Origin of the sequence: Hymenobacter sp. H14-R3, from assembly GCF_030063445.1 — a bacterium.
Lineage (GTDB): Bacteria > Bacteroidota > Bacteroidia > Cytophagales > Hymenobacteraceae > Hymenobacter.
Genome location: NZ_JASITD010000002.1, coordinates 366,389 through 391,772, shown reverse-complemented (window position 1 = coordinate 391,772; position 25,384 = coordinate 366,389). Strand labels below are relative to the sequence as shown.

Below are 25,384 nucleotides of genomic sequence, written 5' to 3'. Positions count from 1 at the left end.
CCGGGCGCGTGCGACGCGCCCCTACCCGGCTACCGCTTGCAGCTCGCGCACCAGGTCGGCCGAGCCCACGAAGAGCGGCACGCGCTGGTGCAGGTCGGCGGTGGGGGGCACGTCGAGCACTTCGGTGGCACCGGCAACTGCCAGGCCACCAGCTTGTTGGCTAATGAAGGCGATGGGGTAGCATTCGTAGAGCAGGCGCAGCTTGCCGCTGGGCCACTCGCCGGTGGGCGGGTAGAGGTAGATGCCGCCCGTGAACAGGTTGCGGTGGAAGTCGGCAGCCAGCGAGCCCACGTAGCGGGCCGTGTAGCGGCGCTGCTTGCAGGTGGTGAGGAAGGTGCGCGCAAATTCCGGGAAATCAAACCAGTTGCCTTCGTTGCACGAGAAAACCGCGCCCCGCGCCGGAATGGTGAGCCGGGGGTGCGAGAGGAAAAACTCGCCCAGGCTTGGCTCGTAGGTGAAGCCCGCCACGCCGTGGCCGGTGGTGTACACCAGCATCACGCTGGAGCCGTAGAGGATGTAGCCCGCCGCCACCTGCGCCCGGCCGCCCTGGGTGAAATCTTCGGCCCGGGCCGGCCCGCCGTAGCGGCTCACGCGCCGGTAAATGCTGAAGATGGTACCGGTGCTCACGTTGAAATCGAGGCTTACCGAGCCGTTCATCGGGTTGAGCGCCACCACGTATTTGCCGTCGTGGTTGCCGGTGTCAATAATTTCTTCCCGGGCCTCGCTGAGGATGGCGCAGCACTCGCGGCCGTTGGTGAGAGCCCGCACGAAGCGGATGTGCGCCTCCTCGCCCAGGCGGTGGCGCGGGGCGGTGGGCTGGCCCTCGGCCTCCACCACTTCGCCCATGCCGCTGAGGCCGGCGCGGCTCACTTCGCGCACCATTATTTTGCTGGCCAGGGCCAGGTCGCGCAGCAGCTGCGAAAGCTCACCGGTGGCAAACGGAAACTCGGCCTGCTTGCGCATGATGTAGCGCTCCAGGGTGGTGCCGACGGGGGTAGCCAGTTTGTCGTGCGAGGGTAGCGTGGGGGACATAACTATCGGGTATGAATTCGTAAAAGCCAGTCGCCATTGCGAGCAACGCGAAGCAATCGCATCCGAACGACCTAGCCCGAACGAAAGGCGCTGGTATCGTTCGGGTGCGATTGCTTCGCGTTGCTCGCAATAACAGGCTTTTTGCAGGTTGTTACTTGGCTTCCGGTTGCTTCTGCGATTGCCAGAGCACCACTTGCCAGCCTTTTTTGGGGTCTTTCACCTGCACGGTTACGTACTTGAGGTGGGCCACATTGGGCGTGCCGTCGGGCTTATTGGGCTGGTAGATAATAATTTGGCCATTGACTGCGGCGGCTTGGCCGTTGTTGTAGGCGCGCACGTTGATGTTTTCGACGTCGATTTTGTCGTACACGCTTTTGCCCTCGCGCACGCCCTGAAGGTAGTCGGTTTTGCCCTGCTGCTTGCCGTTGCTGTGGGTATATACCAGGTCGTCGGCAAAGGCTTTGTCCAGGAACGTGAAGTCCTTGCTTACCAGGGCAGCGAAGCGCTGGCGCTCCAGCTTATCGACCTCCTGGGCGGCGGCCTGGTCCTTGCTGTTTTTGGCCGGCGCCTGGGCCAGGGCCAGCAGCGGCAGGCCCAACAGGGCAAGGGTATACACTAACTGTTTCATAGTAAGTTGGTTAGGTGGTGGCAATACTATCGTCCTTATCGAGCTGAATGGGCTCCATGCGCGGCACCAGCGTAAACATGATAACCCAGGCCAGCAGGTAGGCCCCGCCGCAAATCAGAAACATGATGAAGTAAGCCTTGTCGAGCTGCCCGATGGCCTCGTAGTGCACAAACATTTTCTTTTGCACCAAGGCCGTGAGGGCGATGCCGCCCAGCCCGCCGGCCATGCCGCCAATGCCCGTAACCGAGGCCACCGCGCGCTTGGGAAACATGTCGGACACGGTGGTGAAAATGTTGGCGCTCCAGGCCTGGTGGGCCGCCGCCGCAATGCCGATTACCAGCACCGCCAGCCACATATTGAGCTGCCCCAGGTACTGCGCAAACACAATCGGGAACACGCAGAACGCAATGAGCAGCATGGCCGTTTTGCGGGCCTTGAAGGCCGGCATACCGCGCCGCATAAAGCCCAGCGGCAGGTAGCCGCCGCCCACGCTGCCAATGCTTGAGAGCACGTACACGGCCGCTACCGGCAGGGCAATGGCCGTGCCCTGGAGGTGGTATTGCTTGCCCAGGAAATCGGGGAGCCAAAACAGGTAAAACCACCAGATGGGGTCGGTGAGGAACTTGCCCGCCACGAAGGCCCAGGTTTGGCGAAACGAGAGCAGCTTGCCCCACGACGCCTTGGGCCGCTCCTCGGTGACGCCCTCCGTGGGCAGGCCCGCCGGAATGTCGGCGTTGATGTAGTCGAACTCGGCCTTGGTGAGGCGCTTGCTGTCAGCCGGGGTTTCGTAAATCAACATCCACAGCACCAGCCAGATAAAGCCCAGCGCCCCGGTGATAATGAAGGCCCACTGCCAGCCAATGGTTTCGGCAATGAGCGGCACCGTAAGCGGGGCCACAATGGCCCCCACGTTGGAGCCCGAGTTGAAGATGCCCGTGGCCAGCGCCCGCTCGCGCTGCGGAAACCACTCGGCCGTGGTCTTGATGGCGGCCGGGAAGTTGCCGGCCTCCGTAATTCCCAAAAACCCGCGCGCAATGCCAAAGCCCAACGTGCTGGTTACCAACGCGTGGCCCATGGCCGCCAGGCTCCACAGCACCGTCGAGAGCGCGTAGCCAATCTTGGTGCCCAGCTTGTCGATGATGCGGCCCACCCCAATCATGCCCACCGCATACGCCAGCTTGAAGGCGATTTCGATGTTGGCGTAGTCGCCGGCATTCCAGCTAAACGTCTTTTCGAGGTAGGGCTTCAGCAGCGAGATAACGGCCCGGTCGAGGTAGTTAATGGTGGTGGCAAAAAACACCAGCGAGCAGATGGTCCAGCGGTACCGGCCCATGGGCGAGGTATCGAGGCCGGGCGGCGAAGGGTAAAGGGTGGGATTCATAGGTAATGAGCAATGAGTAGTGAGCATTTGTCATTGCGAGCGCAACGCAGTGGAGCGCGGCAATAACAGGCTGTTGCAGCTACTTGCCAGCGGCCAAAAAGGCCATTAGCGGGGCCACGCGGCCGGTAATGGTGGCCGCATCAGTAGCGCCCTTAAAGAGCTGGGAGCCAATGCCCACCACATTTACGCCGGCCCCAAACCATTCGGTGAGGCTGGCCTCGGTGGGCTCCACGCCGCCCGTTACCATGAGCTTGGTGGTGGGCATGGGCCCGCGCAGCGATTTGATGTAGTCGGGCCCGACGAGGTTGCCGGGAAATATCTTCACAAGCTGCGCGCCGAGCTGGGTGGCGGCGTGTATCTCGTTGGGGGTGAGGGCGCCCGGTAGCCAGGCTACGCCGTGACGCTGGCAGGCGGCGGCCACGTCGGCGGTAGTTACGGGCTGCACCACGAAGGCCGCGCCGGCCGCAATGAAGCGCTCGGCCTCGGCGGCCGTGTAGATGGTGCCGATGCCCAGCACGAGGTCGGGGCAGCCATCGGCCACTAGCTGGGCCAGCTCCTGAAACACCTCAAAGGCGTTGGCCCCGCGGTTGGTAAACTCAAATACCCGCACGCCGCCCGCGTAGCAGGCCCGCACCACCGCCTGCGCGTAGGCCGCATCGGCGTGGTAAAAAACCGGCACCAGCGGCGCTTGCAGCGTGCGGGCGATAACTTCGGAAGAGGACATCTTTTTAAGCTGTTAGCTAATAGCTGCTAGCTGTTAGCTTGATGTTCAAATGGAAAGCGCCGGGGGCCAAGGTGGTGCCCGGCTAAGGGAAGAGCTAACAGCTAGCAGCTATTAGCTGACAGCTCACCTTAGCAGCCGCCCCGTGAGGTTGCCCTGCATGAGGTGCTCGACTTCGGCGGGCGTTACCAGGTTGATGTCGCCGTGGATGGTGTGTTTCAGCGCCGAGGCGATGGTGGCGAAGGACAGGGCTTGCTCGCAGCTCTCGTAAGTACTTGAGCCGTAGATGAAACCCGAAATGAATGAGTCGCCGCCGCCGATGCGGTCTACCACCGGCGAAATGTCGTAGAAGGGCGTTTCGAAGAACTCGCCCTGGTCCCAGAGCAAGCCGCAGATGCGCTCGTGCGAGGCACTCTGCGTTTGGCGGCGCGTGGCAATCACGCGCTTGATGTGCGGGAAGCGCTTGGCCAGCTGCTCGCTCATCGAACTGAAGCCGTTGGCCGAATTTGCGCTGGCCTTGATGCCGAACAGGTCGTCGGCGTCGCCCTCGGTGCAGACTACGATATCGCAGCCGGCTACCAGGCCGGGCATCACGTCCTGGGCCGTTTGGCCATACTGCCACAGGTTGCGGCGGTAGTTCACATCGGCCGATACGGTGAGGCCCAGGCGGCGGGCGGCCATGATGGCATCGGCGGTGGCCTGGGCGGCGGCGGCCGAAATGGCGGGCGTGATGCCCGTCCAGTGCAGCCAGCCAGCATCTTGCAGTATTTCGTCCCAGTTGAAGGCGGCCGGGTCGAGGTGGGCGAAGGCCGAGTCGGCGCGGTCATACACGATGCGGCTGGGACGGAGGGAGGCCCCCACTTCCAGAAAGTATAGGCCCAGCCGGTGGCCCTCGGTGAAGCGGCAGTGGCTGACGTCCACGCCGTAGCGGCGCAGGTGGTTGGCGGCGGCGTGGCCCAGCTCGTTGGCCGGGAAGGCCGATACGTGGGCGGCGGGCACGCCCATTTGGGCGAGGGCGGCGGCCACGTTGGCGTCGCCGCCGCCGTAGGTTACTTCGAGGGCAGCGGCCTGGGTCAGCCGATAGTTCAGCGGCGGCGAGAGCCGCATCATCACTTCGCCGAAGGTTACGACTTGCTTCATGGGGTGGGAATCAGCGCCCCGCTACGGGGTAAGCTGGACTTGGCGGGAGCGTATTCGACTTGAAAGGTAGGCCGCTAACGGGGTGCTTCGGGGCGCGTTTGGGGCTTTTTTTAACGCAAACGTTTCCGATAACCCGTCCGTGCAGCAGGCCAAAACTGTCAGTTTGGTAAAGGCAAGGCCTACAGCGGTTGCCAGTTCGGGTTACGTGCCCCGGTCCGCCGGCGGAGCCGATCGACCGGTTGACGGGCGCACCGCCTAGCTGGTCGTGCAGCTACCGTTATCGCGACAACCGGTCGGCCGGCGGAGCCGGCCGACCGGTTGTCGCAACCCGGCTTGGGGATTGTGCTAGCTGGCTGCCAGCTCGCCAGTGCTTGCCGGGGCCGCCGCCGGCGTGAAGCCGAAGTAGTCGCGGGCGTTGCCGTAACTGATGTTTTCGACCAGCTGGCCCAGCCAAGGCAGCTCCTCGGCGGGTAGCTCGCCGTTTTCCACGTCGCGGCCCAGCAGGTTGCACAAAATGCGGCGGAAGTACTCGTGGCGCGGAAACGAGAGGAAACTGCGCGAGTCGGTGAGCATGCCCACGAAGCGGCTCAGCAAACCCATGTTGCTGAGGGCGTTGAGCTGCTTTTCCATGCCATCCTTCTGGTCGAGGAACCACCAGCCCGAGCCAAACTGCATTTTGCCGGCCACCGAGCCATCCTGAAAGTCACCAATCAGGGTGGCAAACACGTCGTTATCGGCTGGGTTGAGGTTGTAAAGGATGGTTTTGGCCAGCTTGTCCTGGCTGTCGAGGCGGTCCAAGAAGCGCGACAGGGCCTGGGCCTGGGTAAAGTCGCCAATCGAGTCCCAGCCCGTGTCGGGGCCAAGCTGGCGCAGGGCGCGGGCGTTGGTGTTGCGCAGCGCGCCCAGGTGAAACTGCTGCGTCCAGCCCTTCTGCCAGTCCAGCTCAGCCAGGAAAATCAGCATGGCCGATTTGAATTGCTCCACCTCCAACGTGCTCAGCAACTGCTCGTTGCGGGCCTTGTCGAAAATGACGGCTACCTCCTCCTCCGTGTAGTCGGCGGCGTACAGCTGCTCCAGGCCGTGGTCGGAGAGTCGCCCGCCCTGCGCGGCAAAAAAGTCGTGGCGCTGGCGCAGGGCGTCCTGCAAGTCCTTGTACGACTGAATGTTAACGCCCGCAGCCGCGCCCAGCTTATCCAAGTATTGGCGGTAGTCGGCGGCCTCGGGCGTCATGGCCTTGTCGGGGCGGAAGGTGGGCAGTATCTGCGTGCTAAAGCCTTGGTTGGCAATGGCCTGGTGATGTTCCAGCGAGTCGGCCGGGTCGTCGGTGGTGCACACCACCTTCACGTTCATCTTGGTGAGCAGGCCCTGCACGCTGTACGCGGGCGTTTGGAGCAGCGCATTGCACTGGTCGTAGATGCGGCGGGCGCTGGTTTTGTTCAGCAGCTCAGTGATGCCGAAGTAGCGGCGCAGCTCCAGGTGCGTCCAGTGGTACAAGGGGTTACGCACGGTGTAGGGCACCGTTTCGGCCCATTTCTCAAACTTCTCCCAGTCGGTGGCGTCGCCGGTGACGAAGCGCTCGTTCACGCCGTTGGCCCGCATGGCGCGCCACTTGTAGTGGTCGCCGTAGAGCCAGATTTGGGTGATGTTCTCGAATTGCCGGTTTTGGGCAATCTGGTCGGGCGGCAGGTGGCAGTGGTAGTCAATAATGGGCTGCGGCGCGGCGTGAAAGTGGTAGAGCTGGCGGGCCGTTTCGGTGTGCAGCAGGAAGTCGTCGGAGAGGAAGGGGGTCATAACTTCAGTTATCAATGAGTAATTATCAATTGCTGTATAAATCAGTTTGTCATTGCCGCGCTCCACTGCGTTGCGCTCGCAATGACAAAAGGAGCTAAATACCTACAGGGACACGCCGCGCTTCCACGGAATGAAATCGGTTTGGCCGTGGCGCACGGCGCTCACTTCCAGGCCGCTGGCTACCTGAATAACGTAGTCTAATATCCGCGCGCCGGCCTGCTCAATGGTTTCGGCGCCGTCGATGACGGTGCCGGTGTTCACGTCGATGATGTCGGGCATGCGCTGGGCCAGCTTGGTGTTGGAGCTGATTTTGACGACCGGTGCGATGGGGTTGCCGGTGGGCGTGCCCAGGCCGGTGGTGAAGAGCACCACGTTGGCGCCCGAGCCCACTTCGGCGGTGGTGCTTTCGACGTCGTTGCCGGGCGTGCAGAGCAGGTTGAGGCCGGGCTTGGTGACGAGCTCGGGGTAGTCGAGCACGGCCACTACCGGCGACGAGCCGCCCTTGCGGGCCGCCCCCGCCGATTTCATGGCGTCGGTGATGAGGCCGTCGCGGATGTTGCCGGGCGAGGGGTTGCTGTCGAAGCCCGAGCCCACGGCCACCGCACTGTCGCCGTAGGCTTTCATGAGGGAGGTGAAGCGCTGGGCCGTTTCGTGGTCCACGGCGCGGTTCACTATTTCCTGCTCCACGCCGCACAGCTCCGGGAATTCGGCCAGGATAACCGAGCCGCCGAGCGCCACCAGCAGGTCGGAGACGTGGCCCACGGCCGGGTTGGCCGAAATGCCCGAAAAGCCATCCGAGCCGCCGCACTCCAGGCCGATGGTAAGCTTGCTGAGCGGCGCGGGCCGGCGCTGCTGCTGGTTGGCCAGCATGAGGCCGGCAAACGTTTGGCGCAACGCCGTGCTCACGAGCGCTTCCTCGGTGCCAATGGTCTGCTGGTCAAGAATAAACAGCGGCTTGCTGAAGTGCGGGTCGCGCCGGGTAATCTCGTCCTGCAACATGCTGGCCTGCGCGTTCTGGCAGCCCAGGCTGAGCACGGTGGCCCCGGCCACGTTGGGGTGGGTGATGTAGCCGGCCAGCAGGCCGCACAGCGACTGCGCATCCTGCCGAATGCCGCCGCAGCCGCCCTCGTGGCTCAAAAACCGGATGCCGTCCACGTTCGGAAACGGCTTGGCTTTCTGCTGGCTGCTTTCGGCCGCGTGCAGGTCGGTGGCCAGGATTTCCTCCACCGATTTGCCGGCGTGCAGCAGCGCCAGCAGGGCCTGGGTTTGGGGCTGGTAGCTTTTGCGGCGGGCGTAGCCCAGCTCGTTCACCAGGGCTTCTTCGAGCACCTGAATGTTGCGGTTCTCGCAGAAAACCAGCGGGATAACCAGCCAGTAGTTGGCGGTGCCCACGCGGCCATCGGCCCGATGGAAGCCCATAAAGGTGCGGCCCGCAAACTGCGTCACGTCGGGCTGGGCCCAGTGGTGGGGGTGCCGGCCCTCCTGGTAGGCGTCGGTGGCGTGGGTGAGGTTGGCGGTGGTGAGCAGGCCGCCCTGGCCCACGGGCGCGGCCACGCGGCCCACCAGCACGCCGTACATAGTTATTTCATCGCCGGGGGCGAAGGCTCGCAGCGCCAGCTTGTGCTTGGCGGGTATCTTCTCGGTGGTGGTCACGGTCACCCCGTCCCAGGTTACGGGCGTGCCGGTAGGCAGGTCGGTGAGGGCGACGAGCACGTTATCGGCGGGGTGAATTTTGGCAACTAAATGATTCATAAGTAATTAGCAAAAGCCTGTTTATCACTGCGAGGAGGAACGACGAAGCAGTGACAAACAGGCTTTTGTATAGTAGCTATTAAACAGGGACGCGCTGGTTTTTAGCTACTAGCGTGGCCAGGGTGGCGGTGGTGCCCTCGGCGGCCAGCTGGGTGAGGTAGCGCGTTACTGCCTCGGTAAAGCCGGGCAGGGCCGTAAGGTCGGTGCCCCAGAGCGCCACGTTGCTGAGCACAATCTGCGCCAGGCTGGCGGCCGGCTGGTGCTGCCACAAGTCGGCAAAGTAGCCGGCCTGCTCGTCCTGAATGGGGTATTCCTGGCCGTGGGCCTCGCCCAGCCAGGTGCTGCCTTCCTGGCGGGTGCCGCGCATGAAGAGCAGGTAGGCCGCGAAGCCCAGCGCCACGTGCTGCGGCACGGCCCCGAAGCGCCCGCAGTAGTGCAGCAAATCGGGCAGCACGCGCACACGCAGCTTGGCCGAGTAATTGAGCGTGATGGCCAGCCAGCGGTGCTCCACGGCGGGGTTGCGGAAGCGGTCGAGCACCTGCATGCCAAAGCGCTGGCCCACTTTTTCGTCGATGGGGTAGGGGATGCCGGGCAGCAAATCGGCCAGCAGCAGCTGGTGAATGTAGGCGAGCAGGTTCTCGTCCTTCATGGCTTCGCGCACGGTGGGCACGCCCGCCAGCACGGCCAGCCCGCAGGCCAGCGAGTGCGTGCCGTTGAGCAGGCGCAGCTTCAGCTCGCGGTGCTGCGTGATGTCGGGCTGCACCACCACGCCCGCGTCGGCCTGCTGAAAGCTCAGAATTTTCTTCACCCGCTCGTCGCCCTCAATGGCCCAGAGCAGGTACACCTCGGCCATGGTCAGCAGCTCGTCGGTATAGCCTAGCTCCTGGCTGAGGGTCGCGCAGACGGCCGCATCGGGCCGGCCGGGTACAATGCGGTCCACCAGCGAGTTGCACACCGTGTTGGCTTTGTCGAGCCAGGCCAGGAAGCCGCTGTCGGGCACCTGCTGCCCGGCCAGCTCGCGCAGAATATTGCGCAGCTTGGTGCCGTTGCCGGGCACCAGCTCGGTGGGCACAATGACGAGGCCCTTGTCGGCCGCGCCGGCAAAGGCCTCGTAGCGGGCCAGCAGCACGGCCAGCAGCTTGCCCGGAAACGAGCGCGGCGGCGCGGCGCGCACGTCGTCGGCCAGGTCGAGCACCAGGCCCACCTCGGTGGTGTTGGAGAGCACAATCTGCAAATCGGGGCTGGTGGCGAAGGCCAGCACCTGGGCCCACTCGCTGCGGGCCGCCAGCACCCGGCTGATGCTGGCGCACACCACGTTCTGGCTCACGAGCTGCTCATTTTCCACGCCGCGTACGCACACGGTGTACAGGTTATCCTGGCGGGCAAAGGCGGCGGCATCGCCACTGGCGGTGCTTTTCACCACCACCACCCGGCCGTTGAAAATACCCTGGCGGTTGGCTTGGTCAATCAGGAAATCGGACAGGCCGCGCAGCAGCACACCGGTGCCAAACTGCAACACTTTCTCGGGCAAGTCGAACAAGGCCGGCGCGGGCAGCACCACGGTGGGGGCCGCCGCCCGGGCGCGCACGAATGCTTCGGATAGAGTAGGCATGGGGGAACTGAATGCGGGAGGAAGAAGGAAGAAGTTGGAATTTTCGAAATAAGAAAGGGGAAATCAATTCTTCATTTCCCCTTCCAAATTCCTCGTTCAGCGCAAGCGTTAGCGCAAATCGGCCAGCGCTACGGCATCCATGTCGGTGTATTCGAGGTTTTCGCCGGCCATGCCCCAGATGAAGGCGTAGGCCGAACTGCCGCAGCCGGTGTGGATGGACCACGGCGGCGACAGAATGGCCTGCTCGTTGCTCACCCACAGCGGGCGGGTTTCCTGGGGCTCGCCCAGCATATGCAGCACGCGCTGGCCGGCCGGCAGGTTGAAGTAGAGGTAGGCCTCCATGCGGCGGTCGTGCACGTGGCTGGGCATGGTGTTCCACACGCTGCCCGGCTTGAGCTGGGTGAGGCCCATCACGAGCTGGCAGCTGGGCAGGCCCTCGTTGAAAATGTACTTGTAGATGGTGCGCTGGTTGGCGGTTTCCAGCGCGCCCATTTCCACGGGCGTGGCCTCGGCCTGGGTGCGGCGGGCGGTGGGGTACTCCTTGTGGGCCGGGGCCGAGAGCAGGTAAAACTTGGCCGGGTTGGCGGCGTCGAGGCTATGAAAAACCACCTCCTGGCTGCCCTTGCCCACGTAGAGGCAGTCCTGATTGCCCAGCTCAAACGCCACGCCATCGACCACCACGCGGCCCGCGCCACCCACGTTGAGGGCGCCCAGCTCGCGGCGCTCCAGAAAGTAGCTGGCCTTGAGGCCGCCGGGGCAGGGCAGGGGCAGGGCGGTGCCGGCGGCGGGCTGCGCGCCGCCCACCAGCATGCGGTCGTAGTGGGTGTAGGTCAGCTCGATAGCGCCGGCCGTGAAGATGTTTTCAATTAGAAAGTGCTCGCGCAGGCCAGCCGTGTGCAGGCTGGCGGTTTCGCGGGGACCAATGGCAAATCGGGAATTCATACGTAATAAGCAGTTAGCAGTGAGTAATGGGCAATGCAGTGAAAAGAAGCGAATTGCCCATGGAAGTTACCAGCCCACCCAGCCGCCGTGTTGCTGGCCTCGGTGGCCAGCAACACGGCGGGGCCGCGAAAATTATCGGCTACGGCCCAGCGGCCGGCCAGGATGCGGCTGAGGATGGCTGCGCTACGCTCAGCATCCTGGCGCAGCGCGGCGGTGTTGTTGGTGGCCACGCTATCGCATTCACGTTCAAGTTTTTGGCAGCCCACTCGTTGGCCAGGGCCTTGGTGAGGCTGCCGATGGCGCCCTGGCTGGCCGCGCAGCCCGGCACGTTGATGCCGCCCTGGAAGGTGAGCAGCGAGGCCGTGAAGATGATTTTGCCGCTGCTACGGGCCAGCATGGGGCCGGCCAGGGCGCGCGCCAGCCGAAACGGCGCGTCGAGGTTCACGCGCAGCACGGCGTCCCAATCTTCGTCGGCGTGCTCGGCGGCCGGCGCCCAGCGGATAATGCCGGCGTTATTAAACAAGATGTCGATAACCGGAAAGTCGGCCCGCACCTTATTAATAAAGTAATGAAAGTCACTAAGTTGGCTCAAGTCGGCGCGGTATTCCGCAAACTCGCGGCCCAGGGCCCGCACGCCCTGCTCGGTGATGCCGCCGGTGGGCAGGCCGCGCGATACGGCAATGATGTTGGCCCCGGCCTCGGCCAGGCCCAGCGCAATGGCTTGGCCAGTGCCGCGGTCGGCCCCCGCAACGAGGGCGCGCTTGCTGGCCAGACTAAAGCTCGCGGGGAGGCTCATATAAAAACAGGTGGGATTTGATTTTGGGGAGAACGAAACGCCGTTTGCTGCCACCCAGGGGTAGATGCTAGTGCCGAAGTTTAGGGCCGAAACCGGACGAGGTAGCCATAGGGGGGCGTTTTTATTTGCGCAATCGTTGCCGGTAACGTTTTCAAGGAGGGCGGGCCGGGCGGGCGCGGGGGCGCGGGGCGCGGTTCCCTTCCCTCAGCCTTTACCTTTAGCCGCGTGAGCCAGCTGGCTACTAGCCATTAATAATTGCATTTTAAGTAGAAATCAATTTGGCACCCGCCACCCTCAAAGACATTGCCCGCGAGCTCAATATTTCCGTCTCGACCGTGTCGCGGGCGCTGCGCGACAGCTATGAAATCAACGCTGACACCAAGCGGCTGGTGATGGAGTGCGCCGCGCGCCTGCACTACCGCCCCAACCCCATTGCGCTCAGCCTGAAAGGGGCCAGCAGCAAGGCCATTGGCGTAATCGTGCCGCAGATTGCGAATTATTACTTTTCGCAGGCTATTAATGGCATTGAGGAAGTGGCCAACCAGCGTGGCTACGACGTGCTCATCTTCCAAACCCACGAGGCCTACGACCGCGAAGTGGCCAACCTGCGCCAGGCCCTGGCCCGCCGCGTCGATGGCCTGCTCATCTCGCTGAGCAGCGAAACCAACGACGTGAGCCACTTGCAGGAATTGCAGCAGCAGGGCACGCCCATTGTGCAGTTCGACCGGGTGTCGGCGCTGCTGAACACCCCCCGCGTGGTGGCCGATAACTTCGGCGGGGCGTTTGCGGCCACCGCGCACCTGTTGCAGTCGGGGCGGCGGCGCATTGCGCACCTCACCATTCAGCCCTGGCTCAGCATCACGCAGGAGCGCCTGGCCGGCTACCGCGCGGCGCTGGCGCACTATGGCGTGCCGTATGAGGAGAGCCTGGTGCGCTTCGGCACTTTCGGCCCCGACGAGGTGGGCCCGCTCGTGGACGAGCTGCTGGCCCTGGAGCCCCGGCCCGATGCCTTTTTCACGGCCAGCGACCGGCTGGCGGTGGGCTGCCTGGCCGCGCTACGCCAGCGCCGCGTGGCCATCCCCGGCGACGTGTCGCTCATCGGCTTCACCAACCTCACGGTGGCCGATATGCTCGCGCCCTCGCTAAGCACGGTGATGCAGCCGGCCAAGCAAATCGGGCAGGAAGCCGTGGGCCGCCTGCTCGACCTCATCGAGCTGAAGCACCGCGCCGCGCCGCCAGCTACGCTCACCATGCCGACTACGCTGGTAATCAGGGAGTCGTCGTCGTGGCCAATTGATATCATAAGTAAATGATTGTCAATAAGTTATAAATAAAATGTCGTGAACATAGGGCCGGCGTTGTGCGCAAGCCCTGCAGTGTCGTTGGCCCCCGCTGCTTGTTTCCTGCGGCTCCCAGCCGGCCGCACCGCCGAAAGTATTTTTCAGCGTGTAGCGCTTGGCTTTGGTGGCAGTGAGCTGATGCGCCCAGTTGACCCGGCCCGAGGCGCGGGCACTGGGGCGGGCAGCCGGCCAATCAGCCTGGTACGCGGCGCGCCCGTTGGCAGCAGCGCGCCAGCTGCCGTAGCCGGCGGGCAGGATGTGCGCGGCTGGTGCGCAGCCCAGATACACGGTGCGGGGATGTGGCCCCAGGGGCGGCCCCGCAACACTTGGTGGCCGGCCGCATCGGCGGTGTGGTCGCGGCCGGTGATGACGGGGCCAGCCGCGCTTTCGCCCACCAGCCGCACGTGGGTTTTGTGGGCCCGCACCCCCAGCTTCTCGCGGTACATGCCGTTTTTGACCTCCATAGTGCGGTGGTCGCCGCTGCCGTTCTGCGCCACGCGCAGCAGTAGCACCTGGGGTGGCGGGGGCGGCCGCGCCGGCGGCATACCCAGGCCGGTAGCCGGCAAAATGGGGACCTGGGCAAGGGCCGGCCCCAGCGGCGGCAGCTAGCTGGCCCAAAGCTGGCACCAAGAAGCGCAGTGGCGGCAAGGTAATTAGGCCGGCCCGGCAAAAGGTCCGCCGCCCTGCGCACACTGCGAAAGGAGTAGTGATTCTTGAAATTAAAGATTGGATAAAAGCGATAAATAATAGTCCTGGCAAGTACTTTCGTGCCGACTCATTTCTCTCGTTTCTATGAACAAGCTTACGCTTATTGACCAACTAGGCACTGGTGATTCGCTTATTGGCCGGGCCCGCCGGCTAGCAACCAGTAAGCGTAGCCCCCGCAGCTTGCTGGCGGCAAGTTTTGGTGAAGCAATTCGAGCTAAATACCTGGTGATAATGGTTTTGTGGGTTTCGAGGCTTTGCCTGAGCCACGCTTGGGTGCCGTGCTAAGGCCAGCGCGCTTTAGCGGGGCCGGAAGCACAGCTTTTGCGTTTATAAAACTTTGATTATCAAAATTTTGCATAATTTATTGGTGGTATAGGCTACTTTGAAATGGTGCTTTCACAACGCATAGCGCGAGCTGGCCAGCCGGGTATTGCGGGCTGACCCCGGTAGTATTGCCACGTATCTATTCTTTTTTTCTATGAATTCAACTCTACTAGTTCGCTTGAATGCCTGGCTGCGGGTGGTACTGGTATTGCTGGTGCTGGGGGCGGCCCAATCGGCCCGGGCCGCCCACCTGCTGGGGGGCGAAATGACCTACCGCTACCTCGATGCCAACGGCCCGGCCATTGCGCCGCTGCGCTACGAGCTGACAGTGACGCTCTACAACAATTGCGGCAACAACGTAACCACGCTGCGGCCCTCGGCCAGCATCGGCATTTATGACCAGGCCACCAATGCCCGGGTGGCGCTGACCCTCGATAACTACGACAACACGGTGACCTACGCCGGGCAGGACGGCATGATGAGCATTCTGCAAACGTCGGTTTCGGCGTGCTTGTCGCCGGCCGTGCCGCCGGGCTGCACCATAACTGGGCCGTCGCTGCCCTACCGGGTGCAAAAGTTTGTGGGCGTGGTGAATTTGCGCCGGTCGGCCAAAGGCTACTACGCCCTGTTTACGGACGGCAACCGCAACAACGACGTGACCAACCTGTACCAGCCGGGAACGCAGGCCCTCACGCTGTACGCGGCCCTGCAACCCCCGCAGCTGCCCAACCACTCGCCGGTGTTTTCGGACGTGGCGGTGGCCGTTATCTGCGCCGGCGACACCACCATCCTGCTCAATAACGCCGTGGATGCCGATGGCGACCGGCTGGCGTACACGTTTGGGCAGCCCTACGGCATCGTGGGGGCGCTGGGCGCGTTGCCGCTGGGCGGCTTCGCGCTGCCGGTGCCGGTGCTCGCCTACGCGCCGGGCTACGGCTACTCGGCGGCCACGCCCTTTGGCACCGCGGCGGGCAACTTTGCGGCCCTCGACCCCGCCACTGGCATAGCTAAGTACTTGGCCAGCACGCCGGGCGGCAAGTACGTGGTGGCTGTGGATGTGAACGAGTACCGCACCATCAACGGCCAGGAAATCCTCGTTGGCACCACCCGGCGCGACTTGCAGCTGGTAGTGGCCCAATGCCCGGCTACCAAGGCCCCGGTGCTGCCGCCGCCAGCCGTAATGTCCCGCAACTACACCATCGAGGCCGGCAGTAGCCTCCGCATTCCGATTACGGTGACCCAGGCCGATGGCCACCCGCTAACCCTGACGCTCAACAGCCAGCTGCTCGACGGGCCCGGCGGCTACGCGGCCACCCTCAACGGCGACCCTGGCACCGTGGCCCCCGGCAACCCCACCGGCACCGCCACCATAACGGGTACCAATGGCACCGTTACGGGCACCTTCGCCCTTGCTACCACCTGCGCCGACGCCCGCCCCACGCCCTACGACGTGGCCCTCACGGCCAAGGATACGGGCTGCGCCGGCAAAACCGTGGTGGAGGTGCTGCACATTACCGTAACCAAGCCGGCGGGGCCTACCATCAGCGGGCCCGCAGTGGTGTGCGACCTGGGCATGCCCTATGGCTACGAAGCCCGCGGCAGCGCCGCCCGGGTAAGCTGGCGCGTGGTGGGGGGCACCCTCTTGGGCAGCCCCACCGCCACCACCGTGCAGGTGCAGTGGGGCAGCGCCGGCGGCACGCTCACCGTGCGGGGCACCGCGCAGTACGGCTGCCCCACCGACTCGGCCACGCAGCGCGTGGTGGTGGGCCAGCCCGTTGCGCTGGCCGTGGCCGGCACCCTAAGCATTTGCCGGGGCAGCAGCGCTACGCTCACCGCCAGCGGTGGGGTTACCTACACGGTGGTGGGCGGCCCCGCTACGCTCACCGGGCCCGGCCCGTTTGTGGTGAGCCCCACCCAAACGACCACTTACACCATTACGGCGCTGGCCACCAGCACCGCCTGCGCCACTACCTCGCAGGTAACGGTGGCGGTGCTGCCCGGCCCCGCCGCCGCCGCGGGCCCGAGTGGGCTCATCACCTGCTCGGGAGTACCCATTGGCCTGGGGGCCGCCCCGGTAGCGGGCAGCACCTACAGCTGGAGCCCGGCCACTGGCCTGAGCAGCGCCACGGCTGCCAACCCCACCGCCACGCTCACCAACCTCACCGGCGCGCCCATCACCCAGACGTATACCCTCACCGAAACCAGTGCCACCGGCAGCTGCCAGGCCAGCCACTCGGTCACGGTCACGGTGAGCCCGGCTATTGTGGCGGCAGCCGGCCCGATTACCGCCATCTGCTCGGGCGAGGTGGGGCAGCTGGGTGCTGCGCCGGTGGCGGGCTTTGTGTACAGCTGGAGCCCGGCTACGGGCCTCAGCAGCAGCACTATTGCCAACCCTACCGTGGCGCTGCCCAACGCCACCGGCGTGCCTGCTACCCAAACCTACACCCTCACCGCCACCAACACCCGCACCGGCTGCGTAGGCGTGGGCTCAGTAACCGTAACGGTGAGCCCCCCGCCCGTGGTGGTGCCCGGTTTGCCCATCGTCATCTGCTCGGGCGAGGTGGGGCAGCTGGGTGCTGCGCCGGTGGCGGGCTTTGTGTATAGCTGGAGCCCGGCTACGGGCCTCAGCAGCAGCACTATTGCCAACCCTACCGTGGCGCTGACCAATACTACCGCCGCGGCTGTTGTGCAGGCCTACACCCTCACGACCACCAACTTGGCCAACTGCTCGGCCTCGGCCTCGGTTACGGTGCGGATTAACCCGCTGCCCGTGGCGGCGGCGGGCCCGGCTATTGCTACCTGCGCGGGCATTGCGGTGCAGCTGGGCGCTGCGCCAGTGGCGGGCTATACCTACAGTTGGAGCCCGGCTATAGGCCTCAGCAGCAGCACTATTGCCAATCCCACCGTGACGCTGCCCAACGCCACCGGTGCGCCCATTACCCAGGGGTATACCCTGCTGGTGCGCAACCCGGCCACGGCCTGTGCCAACACCGCCACGGTAGCCGTTACGGTGAACCCGGCGCTGGGGGCCGGCACCATCGGCCCCGACCAGGCCCTGTGCCCCGGTACCAGCGCCGCGCCGCTCACGAGCGTGGCCGCCGCCCGCGGCGGCACGGGCACCTACACCTACCAGTGGGAAACCTCGCCCGACAACCTGAGCTGGGCCGACCTGGCGGGCGCTACCGGCCCCACCTACGCGCCGGGCGTGGTGGCCACCACCACCTACTACCGGCGGCGGGCCACGTCGGGCAACTGCACCGCGGCTACCTCCAACGCGGTGGCCTTGCGGCTGCAACCGGTGCTGCCAGTGGGCGTGGCGCTGGCCACTCCGGCCACGCAATGCGCCGGCCTGCCCTTCGTGTTTACCCCGGTGCCCACCAATGCCGGAGCCGCGCCCACCTACCGCTGGCTGGTGAATAACATCCTGGTAGCCAATGGCCCTACCTACACGGTAACCACGCTACGCAACGGCGACCAGGTGCGGGTAGAGCTCACGCCCACCGCCGGCATCTGCACCACGGGCGCAGCCACGGCTACCGTCACCATCAGCCTCACGCCGGCTCCGTTGCCCACGCTGGCCATCAGCGTGCAAACGGGGCTGCCGGTGTGCCCCGGCACGCCCGTGGTGTTTCAGGTAGATAAGGTGACGGACTCCGGGGCCAACCCGCTTTACCAGTGGCAGGTAGACGGCGCGGCCGTGCCTGGGGCCCAGGGCACCACCTTCAGCACCACCACCCTGCGCAATGGCCAGGCCGTGACGCTGGCCCTGCGCACTACCAACGCCTGCGGGCCCATTACGCTCATTTCCAATGCGCTACCGGTCAGCATCCTGGAGGGCCTTGAGGTGAAAGCAGGCCCCGACAAAACCGTTATGGAGGGCGACCACGTGACGCTCGAAGGCACAGCCAGCGGCAGCTATCCGGTAACCTGGACGCCCGCCGCCAGCCTGTCGTTTGAGGGCACCAGCCGGCTGCGGCCCATTGCCTCGCCCCTGGTTACTACCACCTACACGCTGTCGACCGGCAGCGGCTACTGCGCTATTAGCAGCACGGTAACCGTGACGGTGACCCCGCGCCTGCGCATTCCCAACGCCCTGAGCCCCAATGGCGATGGCCTGGACGACACCTGGCAAATCGACCACATCGGCGACTACGCCGCCAACAAAGTGACGGTGCTCAACCGCTGGGGCAACAAGATTTTTGAAACCTCGGGCTACCGCCGCGGCAACGAGTGGGATGGCACCATCAGCGGGCAGCCCGCGCCGGTGGGCACCTACTACTACCTCATCACGCTGGGCAACGGCAAGGCGTACACCGGGTCGCTCACGGTGGTGTATTAAGGCGGTTTGCTGGGTTGCGCACAGCTTAGCGCAGCTCCCAAATCAGCGTACAGATTGGCCGGTGTAACAGTCCTCACATAGCTGCCGGCTGCCGTAACCGAAGGCATAAAGCGTGTCCTGAAACCCCAGCAACCGGCAGGGCTGGCGGCGGCTGCGGTGAAAACAGGCCAACCTGCCAAAGCAGATTTAACGCACCCCGCCTATAAGTCGGCCGGGTGGGCGCGCACGGTTTGGCGGGCGGTGCCGAGGCAGGTGATACCCAGCTCCACCACGTCGCCGGGGGCCAGGAAGCGGGGCGGTTTCAGGCCGCTGCCCACGCCGGCGGGCGTGCCGGTCGAGAGCACGTCGCCGGGCAGCAATGTCATAAACTGGCTGACGTAGCTGATGAGGTAGGCCACCCCAAAAATGAGGTTGGCCGCGTTACCATCTTGCACCTTTTCGCCATTTACCGACAGCCACAGGCGCAGGCTTTTGGGGCTCGACAGCTCGTCGGGCGTGGCCAGCCAGGGGCCGAGCGGGGCGAAGGTGTCGCAGCCCTTGCCCTTGTCCCAGGTGCCGCCGCGCTCCAGCTGGTAGGCCCGCTCGCTCACGTCGTTGTGCAGCACGTAGCCGGCCACGTAGTCGAGCGCGTCGGCCTCGGGCACGTAGCTGGCGCGCTTGCCGATAACCACGGCCAGCTCCACTTCCCAGTCGGTTTTCACCGAGCCTTTAGGCAAAATAATATCGTCATCGGGCCCGGATATGGCCGAGGTGGCCTTCAAAAAAATAACCGGCTCGGTGGGCAGGCCCAGGCCCATTTCCTCGGCGTGGTCGGTGTAGTTGAGGCCGGCGCACACAATTTTGGAGGGCCGGGCCACGGGCGGGCCCAGGCGCGCGGTGGGCGCCAGGGGCAGCAGCAGCTCGCGCTGCACGGCCACGTAGGCGGCCAGCCGCGCCAGGCCATCGCTGGCAAAAAAGCGCTCGTCGTAGTCTTCGTCAAAGGCGCTGAGGTCGTAGCGCTGCCCATCGAGGACAATACCGGGTTTTTCGCGGCCGGGCTGGCCGTGGCGGATGAGAAGCATGGGAAGTAAGGAGCAGTGAGCAGTGAATAGTGAACAAAAGAACGTCAGGCAGCCCGAAGGGAAGCACCTTGCCTGGTGCACTAACCTTGCCGTGCCCCGCTTTTGATTACGGCCGCAAGCGAGATGCTTCCCCTCGGGCTGCCTGACGTTCTTTTGTTCATTGGCCACTGCTCCTTACTTCAGCAGCCAGCGCCCAAGGTCCTTGCCGGCCTGGAAATTCTCGAACGTAGCCGGGATTTTCCGCCCGTCGGTGTATTCGTTGTAGAGCCACGGGTCGCCGAGCACGAACACGCGGCCCTTGCCCACCTGCGCCGTGGCCATGATGACCTTGCCGCCATTGGTCACCAGCGGCTGGGCCGGGCTCTGCAACGCCAGCACCGACAACTCCTTGACATAAGCCGCTTTAGCTTGCTTGAAAACGGCCGCGCCGCTGGCCAAATCTACCCGGCCCTGCTCAAACTGGCTGCCCTGCACCATGTTCACGCTCTGGTTGGTGAACTGCATGCCGAAGCGCTGGGCCAGGGTGTTGAAGTGGGTGATTTCGCAGTTGGCGGTGTCGTTGGCGAGCAGCACCAGCGTGCCGCCGGCCCGCACCCAGTCGGCCACGGCCTGGCCATCGGCGGGCGATACGTAGTTGGGCGTGGGCGACTCTTTCTTAGAGTCGGGGTCTACTATCACGTACACGCGCAGGCCTTTGAGAGTGGCGGCGGTGGGGGCCGCGGGCACCGGCACGGTGCGCGCGCCCAGCTCGCGCAGCTGAGTGCCCCACAGCCAGAAGCCGCCGTTCGAGCGGTCCTCCCAGGTGTAGTGCCACTGCTCGGGCTGGCCGGTGAAGGCGTTTTTGCGCATTTCGTGGTTGAAATAGTAGTCGAGGCCCACGGTTTTGCCCTGGCCGGGCGCGTTTTCCTGCGCTATTTCCATCTCCGTGCTGGCCAGGATAAACGGGCCCACGCCCTGCAAATCGTTCTGGCGCAGCGGCTCGCTGAGGTAGTACTTGAACGAGCCATCGCGGTAGGGCGTGCCGCCCAGGCCGCCCGGGCCCACGGTGCCGTTGAGGGCCAGCGCGCCGTTTTCGGTGCTGATAAAGGTTTTCAAAATGCCGTCGTAGCCCTTGCGGGCCACGGCGGCGTATTTTTTATCGAGGTAATCCAGGCGCACGCCCTTGGCCAGCGCGTACACAAACATGCTGCTGCCCGAGGCTTCGGCGTAGTTGCCTTTTTCGGTTTCGTGGCCCATTACGAGGCTCCAGGTGCCGGTTTTGGCATCCTGGTACCTGGCCAGCACGGGGGCCAGGCGGCGCAGGTCCTGCACCAGCTCGGCGCGGTGGGGGTTGGTGGCGGGCACGTAGTCGAGCACGTCCACGAGGGCCATGGCGTACCAGCCCACGGCGCGGTTCCAGGCGTTGGGCAACTGCCCGGTGGCCTTGTTGGCCCAGGGCTGGGTGCGGCTTTCGTCGTAGCCGTGGCGCAGCAGGCCGGTTTTGGGGTCGAGCAGGTGCTTTTCGACGAGGGCAAACTGCTTGGCCACGTCATCGAGGCCGGCCGCGTCGCCCGTGAGGGCGCTGTACTGGGCATAAAACGGCGCGGCCATGTAGAGGTCATCGAGCCACATCTGGTTGGCATACACCTTTTTATGCCAGAAGCCGCCCTCCTTGGTACGCGGCTGCCCGGCCAGCTGCTTGCGCAGGGTGGCGGCGGCCAGCCGGTACTTCCCACTACCGGGCACCGAGAGCTGGCTGAGCAGCAGCAGGGCCGGGCCGGTGGCAAGGTTAGCAAGTGTGTAATCGGTGGCCTGGTAGGTGCGGATGCTGCCATCCTGCTGCACAAACTGGTCGAGGTTCTTCTGAATGTAGGTGAAGTAGCGGCCGTCGCCGGTGCGCTCCCACACCCGCTCCAACGCCTTGAGCATCAGGCCTTGCTCGTGGTCCCAGTACGCAGTTTTGCGGTTGGCAAGCACAATGGAGTCGGGGTGCTGGGCAATAAAGGCATCGGCCATGCGCTGCAACATGGCGGCCGGCGCGTTTTGGGCCGGGGCTAGCAGCGGCAGGGCCAGGGCGGCCGTGAGGAGGAGGCGGGTGGGAGAGGGCATAAGGGGAATTTCGTTTATCGTTTGGTGTCGGCCTTGAAGCGCCCCCGGCAGCACGGCGGGCAGCGTGGGCGGGCCCGGGGCAAAGGAGGCCACGGGGCGGGTTGGGCGGGGGGGCGCGCAGGGCCGCGAGGGCCAGCAGCGCCCCCGGCAGCAACGGAAAGCGGGGCATAGAAGCGGGTGGGAAAGTGGGGCCGCCCGGCCGCAGCCACTGAGCAACCAAAAGCAAAGAGCAGCCAAAACCAGGCGCAAACTCAGGTTTGGCCACGGAATACTAGGCCCGCCGGGCAGTATCTGCAAGCAACGGCCAGGATTTAGTTGCGCTATCGTTACCGGGAACGTTGCCGCTGGGCTTGCCCGCCGGGGCCTGAGGGCAAGCCCAGGTGGCCCGCCCACGCCAAGCAGCCGCGGCAGGATATCTTCAGAATCGGCCGCTAGGTTTGCAAAGGCAGCAAAAAATGGCTGACTTGCGTAGAGCGCATTTCAGTACCTTATCGTCACCCTATGCGTTCACTTTTTTCCTCTACCCGAGTGGCAGTGCTGGGCCTGTTGCTGAGCACTGCTACGCCCGTGCTGGCCCAGGTGCCGCTCAACCCCGCCAACCCCCCGGCCGCTACCGACACCACCCATAAGTACGAGAACCCGACCGGGGTGCCAACCACGGCCAAGCAGCCGTTCTTTAAGAGCAAGCTGTTCAGGGCGGTAGCTATTCCGGCGGTGCTCATTGGCTACGGGGCCTACACCTTCAACGGCAACGGCTTTTATACCAACCAGGAGGCGCAGCGCGACATCCACCGCATCTTCCCGTCGTCGCAGAGCCGCGTGGCCGACATTCTCATCTTTGTGCCCTACCTGGAGCTGGGGGCCGTGGCGCTGGCGGGCGTCGAAAGCCACAGCGACCGCATCAATACCCTGCTCATTATTGCCAAAAGCGAGGCTATTATGCTGGGCAGCACGTACATCGTGAAAGCGCTCAGCCACGAGGAGCGGCCCGATGGGTCGGACAACCTCTCGTTTCCATCGGGCCACACGGCGCAGGCGTTTTTGGCGGCCAGCATCGTGCACACCGAGTTTCGGGATAAAAGCCAGTGGTATGGCATCGGGGCCTACACCGTGGCTACCAGCGTGGCCGTGCTGCGCATGGTGGTGGACAAGCACTGGCAGAGCGACGTAGTGGCCGGCGCGGGCTTCGGCATCCTGAGCGCCCACCTGGCCTACCTCACGCACCGCAACCGCTGGGGCCGCAAGTCCATTGGCCGCGATGTGGGCATCGTGCCCACGTTCTACGGCAATACGCCCGGCCTGTGCCTGACGTGGCGCCCCTCGAAGTAGGAAGAATTGTAGGGCAAGCTTTAGCTTGCCGGCGCCTGGCCCAGTGTGGCATAATGTGCTGGCAAGCTGAGGGTTGCCACCAGGCGCCCCAGGCGCCGGCAAGCTAAAGCTTACCATACAGCCAGATTTACTTCAGAATTGACTCGTTTTTTCGCGGGCTACACCAGCGTTGCCTACCCATGAAATTACTGTTAGTTGAGGACGAGCCCGCCCTGCGCTCTACCCTTGTCGAGGCCCTGCGCCAGGGCGGCTACGTGGTGGAGGTAGCCGCCGACTTCACCCAGGCCTACGAAAAAATAAAGCTCTACCGCTACGACTGCGTGCTGCTCGACCTCACGCTGCCCGACGGCAACGGCCTCGACCTGCTGCGCGCCCTCAAGGCCGATAACTCGCCGGCCGGGGTGCTGGTTATTTCGGCCCGCAATGGGCTCGACGACCGCGTGGCTGGCCTAGACCTGGGGGCCGACGACTACCTGGTCAAGCCCTTTCATATCTCGGAATTGAATGCGCGGCTGCGGGCCATTATCCGTCGTCGTCGCTTTCAGGGTAGTAATCACTTGATTTTCAGAGATTTAACCGTATGGCCCGACCAGGCCGAGGTGCAGGTGCGCGGCGAGGCGCTCACGCTCACCCGCAAGGAGTACGACCTGCTGCTCTACCTGCTGGCCAACCCCGGCCGCGTGCTCACCAAGGAAGCCATTGCCGAGCATCTCTGCGGCGACTCGGTAGATGCGGCCGACTCATTCGACTTCATCTATACGCACCTCAAAAACCTGCGCAAAAAGCTTCAGGAAAAGGGGGCGGAGAATTATATTCGCACGATGTACGGGGTAGGGTATAAGCTTAGTAGTGAGTAGGTTGTGATGAAGGCATGAGGGTAATAAAAGAACATCACGCTCATCTGGCGGCCACGCAGTGAAGCAGCTCGCTCACTTCATTGAGCGGAAAGGCAACGTGCTAACAAATGATTTTACTGCCCCGTGCGAGCTGCTTCACTGCGTGGCCGCCAGATGAGCATGACGTTCTTTTATTACCCTCATGCCCTCAAAAATGAAGCTCCTCGCCGCCACCAACCGCTACTACCTGCTGCTGAGCGCGGGGCTGTTTGTGCTGGGCAGCGGGGTGCTGTACGTAGGCATTGAGCGGGCCGTGCGTGATGAGATGAGCGAGCAGCTGCACAACAACCAGCTGGAGCTGGAGGAGCGCGTGGCGGCCGGCCGGCCATTGCCCGAGCCCGTGTACCGGCAGCAGTACAGCGTGAGCGGCCAGCCCCGGCCGCTGGGTTTTTCCGATACGCTGCTGCTTGACCCCACCGAGGGCTCGATGGTACCGCACCGGCAGCTCACGTTTCGGGCGCTGGGGCCGGGGCAGCCCCCCGTTTGGGTAACGCTGCGCAAGTCGATGGTCGAAACCGATGAGCTGCTGGCCGCCACGGTGGGCAGCATGCTGGTGGTGCTGGCGCTGCTGCTGGCGGGCATTGTGGGGCTGCACCGCTACTTATCGGGGCGGCTGTGGGCGCCGTTTCAGCACACGCTGGCCACACTGCGGGGCTACGACTTGCAGCAGCACCAGCCGCTGGCCCTGCCCGGTTCTAAAATTGAGGAATTTGCCGAGCTCAACCAGGCCCTCACCCAGTTCAGCCGCCGCCTGGTGGCCGACTACGAGAGCCTGCGCGAGTTTACGGCCAACGCCGCCCACGAAACCCAGACGCCGCTGGCCATTATGCAGGCCCAGCTAGAGCAGCTGCTGCAACTGCCCGCCCTGGCCACCGATGCCGCCGCCGCCCCGCTGCTGGCCGACCTCTACGGGGCCACGCGCCGGCTTTCGCGGCTGCACCAGGCGCTGGGCCTGCTCAGCCGCATCGAAAACGGGCAGTTTCACGCCGCCGTGCCCCTCGACCTGGCCGCCCTGGTGCGCGAAAAAGCCGCCCAGCTGGCCCCGCTGCTGGACGCCCGCGACCTCACGCCGCACCTGCACCTGGCCGCCGCCCCGCCCCGCCAGCTGCACCCCGGCCTGGCCGATTCGCTGCTGCACAACCTGCTGCACAACGCCATCCGGCACAACGTGCCGGGCGGCGACGTAACGGTGCACCTCACCGCCCATGCGCTGGAAGTGAGCAACCCCGGCCCCGTGGTGAGCGGCGACCCGGCCCGCTTTTTCGAGCGCTTCCGCAAGCACAACGCCGCCTCCGAGTCGCCGGGCCTGGGCCTCAGCATTGTGCAGCAAATTTGCGCCTACTACGGTTTTGGGCTCAGCTACACGTTTGCGCCGGCCGGGGCGCGGCACACGCTGCGGGTAGCGTTTGGGCCGGGGCCGGGCGGCGCGGCGGTGGGCCGCGCCTGATTTTTCGGATAGGTTTTGGGCTGATTGGCCAACTAAACGCGGCCGCCTGGCCGCGCC

18 protein-coding genes are annotated in these 25,384 nt (G+C 64.6%); 5 read left to right on the top strand and 13 right to left on the bottom strand.

Annotated features, from left to right (window positions below; all coding sequences use genetic code 11):
• Positions 1 to 21: 21 nt before the first annotated feature.
• From fbp to QMK33_RS03660, 10 genes are all read right to left on the bottom strand, one after another.
• Positions 22 to 1,032, bottom strand: a complete 1,011-nt coding sequence (gene fbp / locus QMK33_RS03705; RefSeq protein ID WP_283563198.1) for a class 1 fructose-bisphosphatase — start codon at positions 1,030 to 1,032, stop codon at positions 22 to 24.
• Between the two features lie 151 nt (positions 1,033 to 1,183).
• Complete coding sequence (locus QMK33_RS03700; RefSeq protein WP_283563197.1) at positions 1,184 to 1,660, bottom strand: nuclear transport factor 2 family protein; 477 nt, start codon at positions 1,658 to 1,660, stop codon at positions 1,184 to 1,186.
• Positions 1,661 to 1,670: 10 nt separating this feature from the next.
• On the bottom strand, positions 1,671 to 3,041 hold the full coding sequence (locus tag QMK33_RS03695; protein ID WP_283563196.1) for an MFS transporter: 1,371 nt from the start codon (positions 3,039 to 3,041) through the stop codon (positions 1,671 to 1,673).
• Positions 3,042 to 3,120: 79 nt separating this feature from the next.
• Positions 3,121 to 3,765 (bottom strand): beta/alpha barrel domain-containing protein, encoded by a 645-nt coding sequence (locus QMK33_RS03690; RefSeq protein ID WP_283563195.1) that lies wholly within the window; start codon positions 3,763 to 3,765, stop codon positions 3,121 to 3,123.
• 123 nt (positions 3,766 to 3,888) lie between these two features.
• Complete coding sequence (locus QMK33_RS03685; RefSeq protein ID WP_283563194.1) at positions 3,889 to 4,902, bottom strand: sugar kinase; 1,014 nt, start codon at positions 4,900 to 4,902, stop codon at positions 3,889 to 3,891.
• Between the two features lie 345 nt (positions 4,903 to 5,247).
• Positions 5,248 to 6,693, bottom strand: coding sequence for a glucuronate isomerase (gene uxaC, locus QMK33_RS03680; protein WP_283563193.1), 1,446 nt, complete (start codon positions 6,691 to 6,693; stop codon positions 5,248 to 5,250).
• Between the two features lie 102 nt (positions 6,694 to 6,795).
• Positions 6,796 to 8,445: a UxaA family hydrolase gene (locus tag QMK33_RS03675; RefSeq protein ID WP_283563192.1), complete on the bottom strand. Its 1,650-nt coding sequence runs from the start codon at positions 8,443 to 8,445 to the stop codon at positions 6,796 to 6,798.
• Positions 8,446 to 8,524: 79 nt separating this feature from the next.
• Positions 8,525 to 10,057: a tagaturonate reductase gene (locus QMK33_RS03670; protein ID WP_283563191.1), complete on the bottom strand. Its 1,533-nt coding sequence runs from the start codon at positions 10,055 to 10,057 to the stop codon at positions 8,525 to 8,527.
• 108 nt (positions 10,058 to 10,165) lie between these two features.
• On the bottom strand, positions 10,166 to 10,999 hold the full coding sequence (gene kduI / locus QMK33_RS03665) for a 5-dehydro-4-deoxy-D-glucuronate isomerase (protein ID WP_283563190.1): 834 nt from the start codon (positions 10,997 to 10,999) through the stop codon (positions 10,166 to 10,168).
• 139 nt (positions 11,000 to 11,138) lie between these two features.
• Positions 11,139 to 11,795: an SDR family NAD(P)-dependent oxidoreductase gene (locus QMK33_RS03660; RefSeq protein ID WP_349361674.1), complete on the bottom strand. Its 657-nt coding sequence runs from the start codon at positions 11,793 to 11,795 to the stop codon at positions 11,139 to 11,141.
• Positions 11,796 to 12,073: 278 nt separating this feature from the next.
• Here QMK33_RS03660 and QMK33_RS03655 point away from each other — a divergent pair, with 278 nt between their 5' ends.
• Positions 12,074 to 13,108: a LacI family DNA-binding transcriptional regulator gene (locus tag QMK33_RS03655; RefSeq protein ID WP_283563189.1), complete on the top strand. Its 1,035-nt coding sequence runs from the start codon at positions 12,074 to 12,076 to the stop codon at positions 13,106 to 13,108.
• 128 nt (positions 13,109 to 13,236) lie between these two features.
• Here the strand turns inward: QMK33_RS03655 and QMK33_RS03650 are convergent, their stop codons facing one another.
• Complete coding sequence (locus tag QMK33_RS03650; RefSeq protein WP_283563188.1) at positions 13,237 to 13,701, bottom strand: pectinesterase family protein; 465 nt, start codon at positions 13,699 to 13,701, stop codon at positions 13,237 to 13,239.
• 620 nt (positions 13,702 to 14,321) lie between these two features.
• Between QMK33_RS03650 and QMK33_RS03645 the strand changes: the two genes are divergently transcribed.
• Positions 14,322 to 18,506, top strand: coding sequence for a DUF8696 domain-containing protein (locus QMK33_RS03645; protein WP_283563186.1), 4,185 nt, complete (start codon positions 14,322 to 14,324; stop codon positions 18,504 to 18,506).
• Positions 18,507 to 18,706: 200 nt separating this feature from the next.
• Here the strand turns inward: QMK33_RS03645 and QMK33_RS03640 are convergent, their stop codons facing one another.
• Both QMK33_RS03640 and QMK33_RS03635 read right to left on the bottom strand, forming a co-directional pair.
• Positions 18,707 to 19,567, bottom strand: coding sequence for a fumarylacetoacetate hydrolase family protein (locus tag QMK33_RS03640; RefSeq protein ID WP_283563185.1), 861 nt, complete (start codon positions 19,565 to 19,567; stop codon positions 18,707 to 18,709).
• Positions 19,568 to 19,741: 174 nt separating this feature from the next.
• A complete protein-coding gene (locus QMK33_RS03635) occupies positions 19,742 to 21,655 on the bottom strand; it encodes a DUF4350 domain-containing protein (RefSeq protein WP_283563184.1) in 1,914 nt (637 codons plus the stop codon).
• 501 nt (positions 21,656 to 22,156) lie between these two features.
• On the opposite strand from QMK33_RS03635, the gene QMK33_RS03630 reads away from it, so the two are divergent.
• The 3 genes from QMK33_RS03630 to QMK33_RS03620 all read left to right on the top strand — a co-directional run bounded on the left by QMK33_RS03630 (position 22,157) and on the right by QMK33_RS03620 (position 25,327).
• Positions 22,157 to 22,984, top strand: coding sequence for a phosphatase PAP2 family protein (locus QMK33_RS03630; RefSeq protein WP_283563183.1), 828 nt, complete (start codon positions 22,157 to 22,159; stop codon positions 22,982 to 22,984).
• A gap of 179 nt (positions 22,985 to 23,163) precedes the next feature.
• On the top strand, positions 23,164 to 23,841 hold the full coding sequence (locus tag QMK33_RS03625) for a response regulator transcription factor (RefSeq protein ID WP_283563182.1): 678 nt from the start codon (positions 23,164 to 23,166) through the stop codon (positions 23,839 to 23,841).
• 193 nt (positions 23,842 to 24,034) lie between these two features.
• Positions 24,035 to 25,327, top strand: a complete 1,293-nt coding sequence (locus QMK33_RS03620; protein ID WP_283563181.1) for a sensor histidine kinase — start codon at positions 24,035 to 24,037, stop codon at positions 25,325 to 25,327.
• Positions 25,328 to 25,384 lie beyond the last annotated feature (57 nt).

Coding starts and splice junctions, on each gene's coding strand:
- fbp (WP_283563198.1), bottom strand. CDS start 1,032: ATGTCCCCCACGCTACCCTCGCACGACAAACTGGCTACCCCCGTCGGC.
- QMK33_RS03635 (WP_283563184.1), bottom strand. CDS start 21,655: ATGCCCTCTCCCACCCGCCTCCTCCTCACGGCCGCCCTGGCCCTGCCG.
- QMK33_RS03660 (WP_349361674.1), bottom strand. CDS start 11,795: ATGAGCCTCCCCGCGAGCTTTAGTCTGGCCAGCAAGCGCGCCCTCGTT.
- QMK33_RS03625 (WP_283563182.1), top strand. CDS start 23,164: ATGAAATTACTGTTAGTTGAGGACGAGCCCGCCCTGCGCTCTACCCTT.
- QMK33_RS03685 (WP_283563194.1), bottom strand. CDS start 4,902: ATGAAGCAAGTCGTAACCTTCGGCGAAGTGATGATGCGGCTCTCGCCG.
- QMK33_RS03690 (WP_283563195.1), bottom strand. CDS start 3,765: ATGTCCTCTTCCGAAGTTATCGCCCGCACGCTGCAAGCGCCGCTGGTG.
- QMK33_RS03695 (WP_283563196.1), bottom strand. CDS start 3,041: ATGAATCCCACCCTTTACCCTTCGCCGCCCGGCCTCGATACCTCGCCC.
- QMK33_RS03630 (WP_283563183.1), top strand. CDS start 22,157: ATGCGTTCACTTTTTTCCTCTACCCGAGTGGCAGTGCTGGGCCTGTTG.
- uxaC (WP_283563193.1), bottom strand. CDS start 6,693: ATGACCCCCTTCCTCTCCGACGACTTCCTGCTGCACACCGAAACGGCC.
- QMK33_RS03640 (WP_283563185.1), bottom strand. CDS start 19,567: ATGCTTCTCATCCGCCACGGCCAGCCCGGCCGCGAAAAACCCGGTATT.
- QMK33_RS03645 (WP_283563186.1), top strand. CDS start 14,322: ATGAATTCAACTCTACTAGTTCGCTTGAATGCCTGGCTGCGGGTGGTA.
- QMK33_RS03670 (WP_283563191.1), bottom strand. CDS start 10,057: ATGCCTACTCTATCCGAAGCATTCGTGCGCGCCCGGGCGGCGGCCCCC.
- QMK33_RS03620 (WP_283563181.1), top strand. CDS start 24,035: ATGAAGCTCCTCGCCGCCACCAACCGCTACTACCTGCTGCTGAGCGCG.
- QMK33_RS03700 (WP_283563197.1), bottom strand. CDS start 1,660: ATGAAACAGTTAGTGTATACCCTTGCCCTGTTGGGCCTGCCGCTGCTG.
- kduI (WP_283563190.1), bottom strand. CDS start 10,999: ATGAATTCCCGATTTGCCATTGGTCCCCGCGAAACCGCCAGCCTGCAC.
- QMK33_RS03675 (WP_283563192.1), bottom strand. CDS start 8,445: ATGAATCATTTAGTTGCCAAAATTCACCCCGCCGATAACGTGCTCGTC.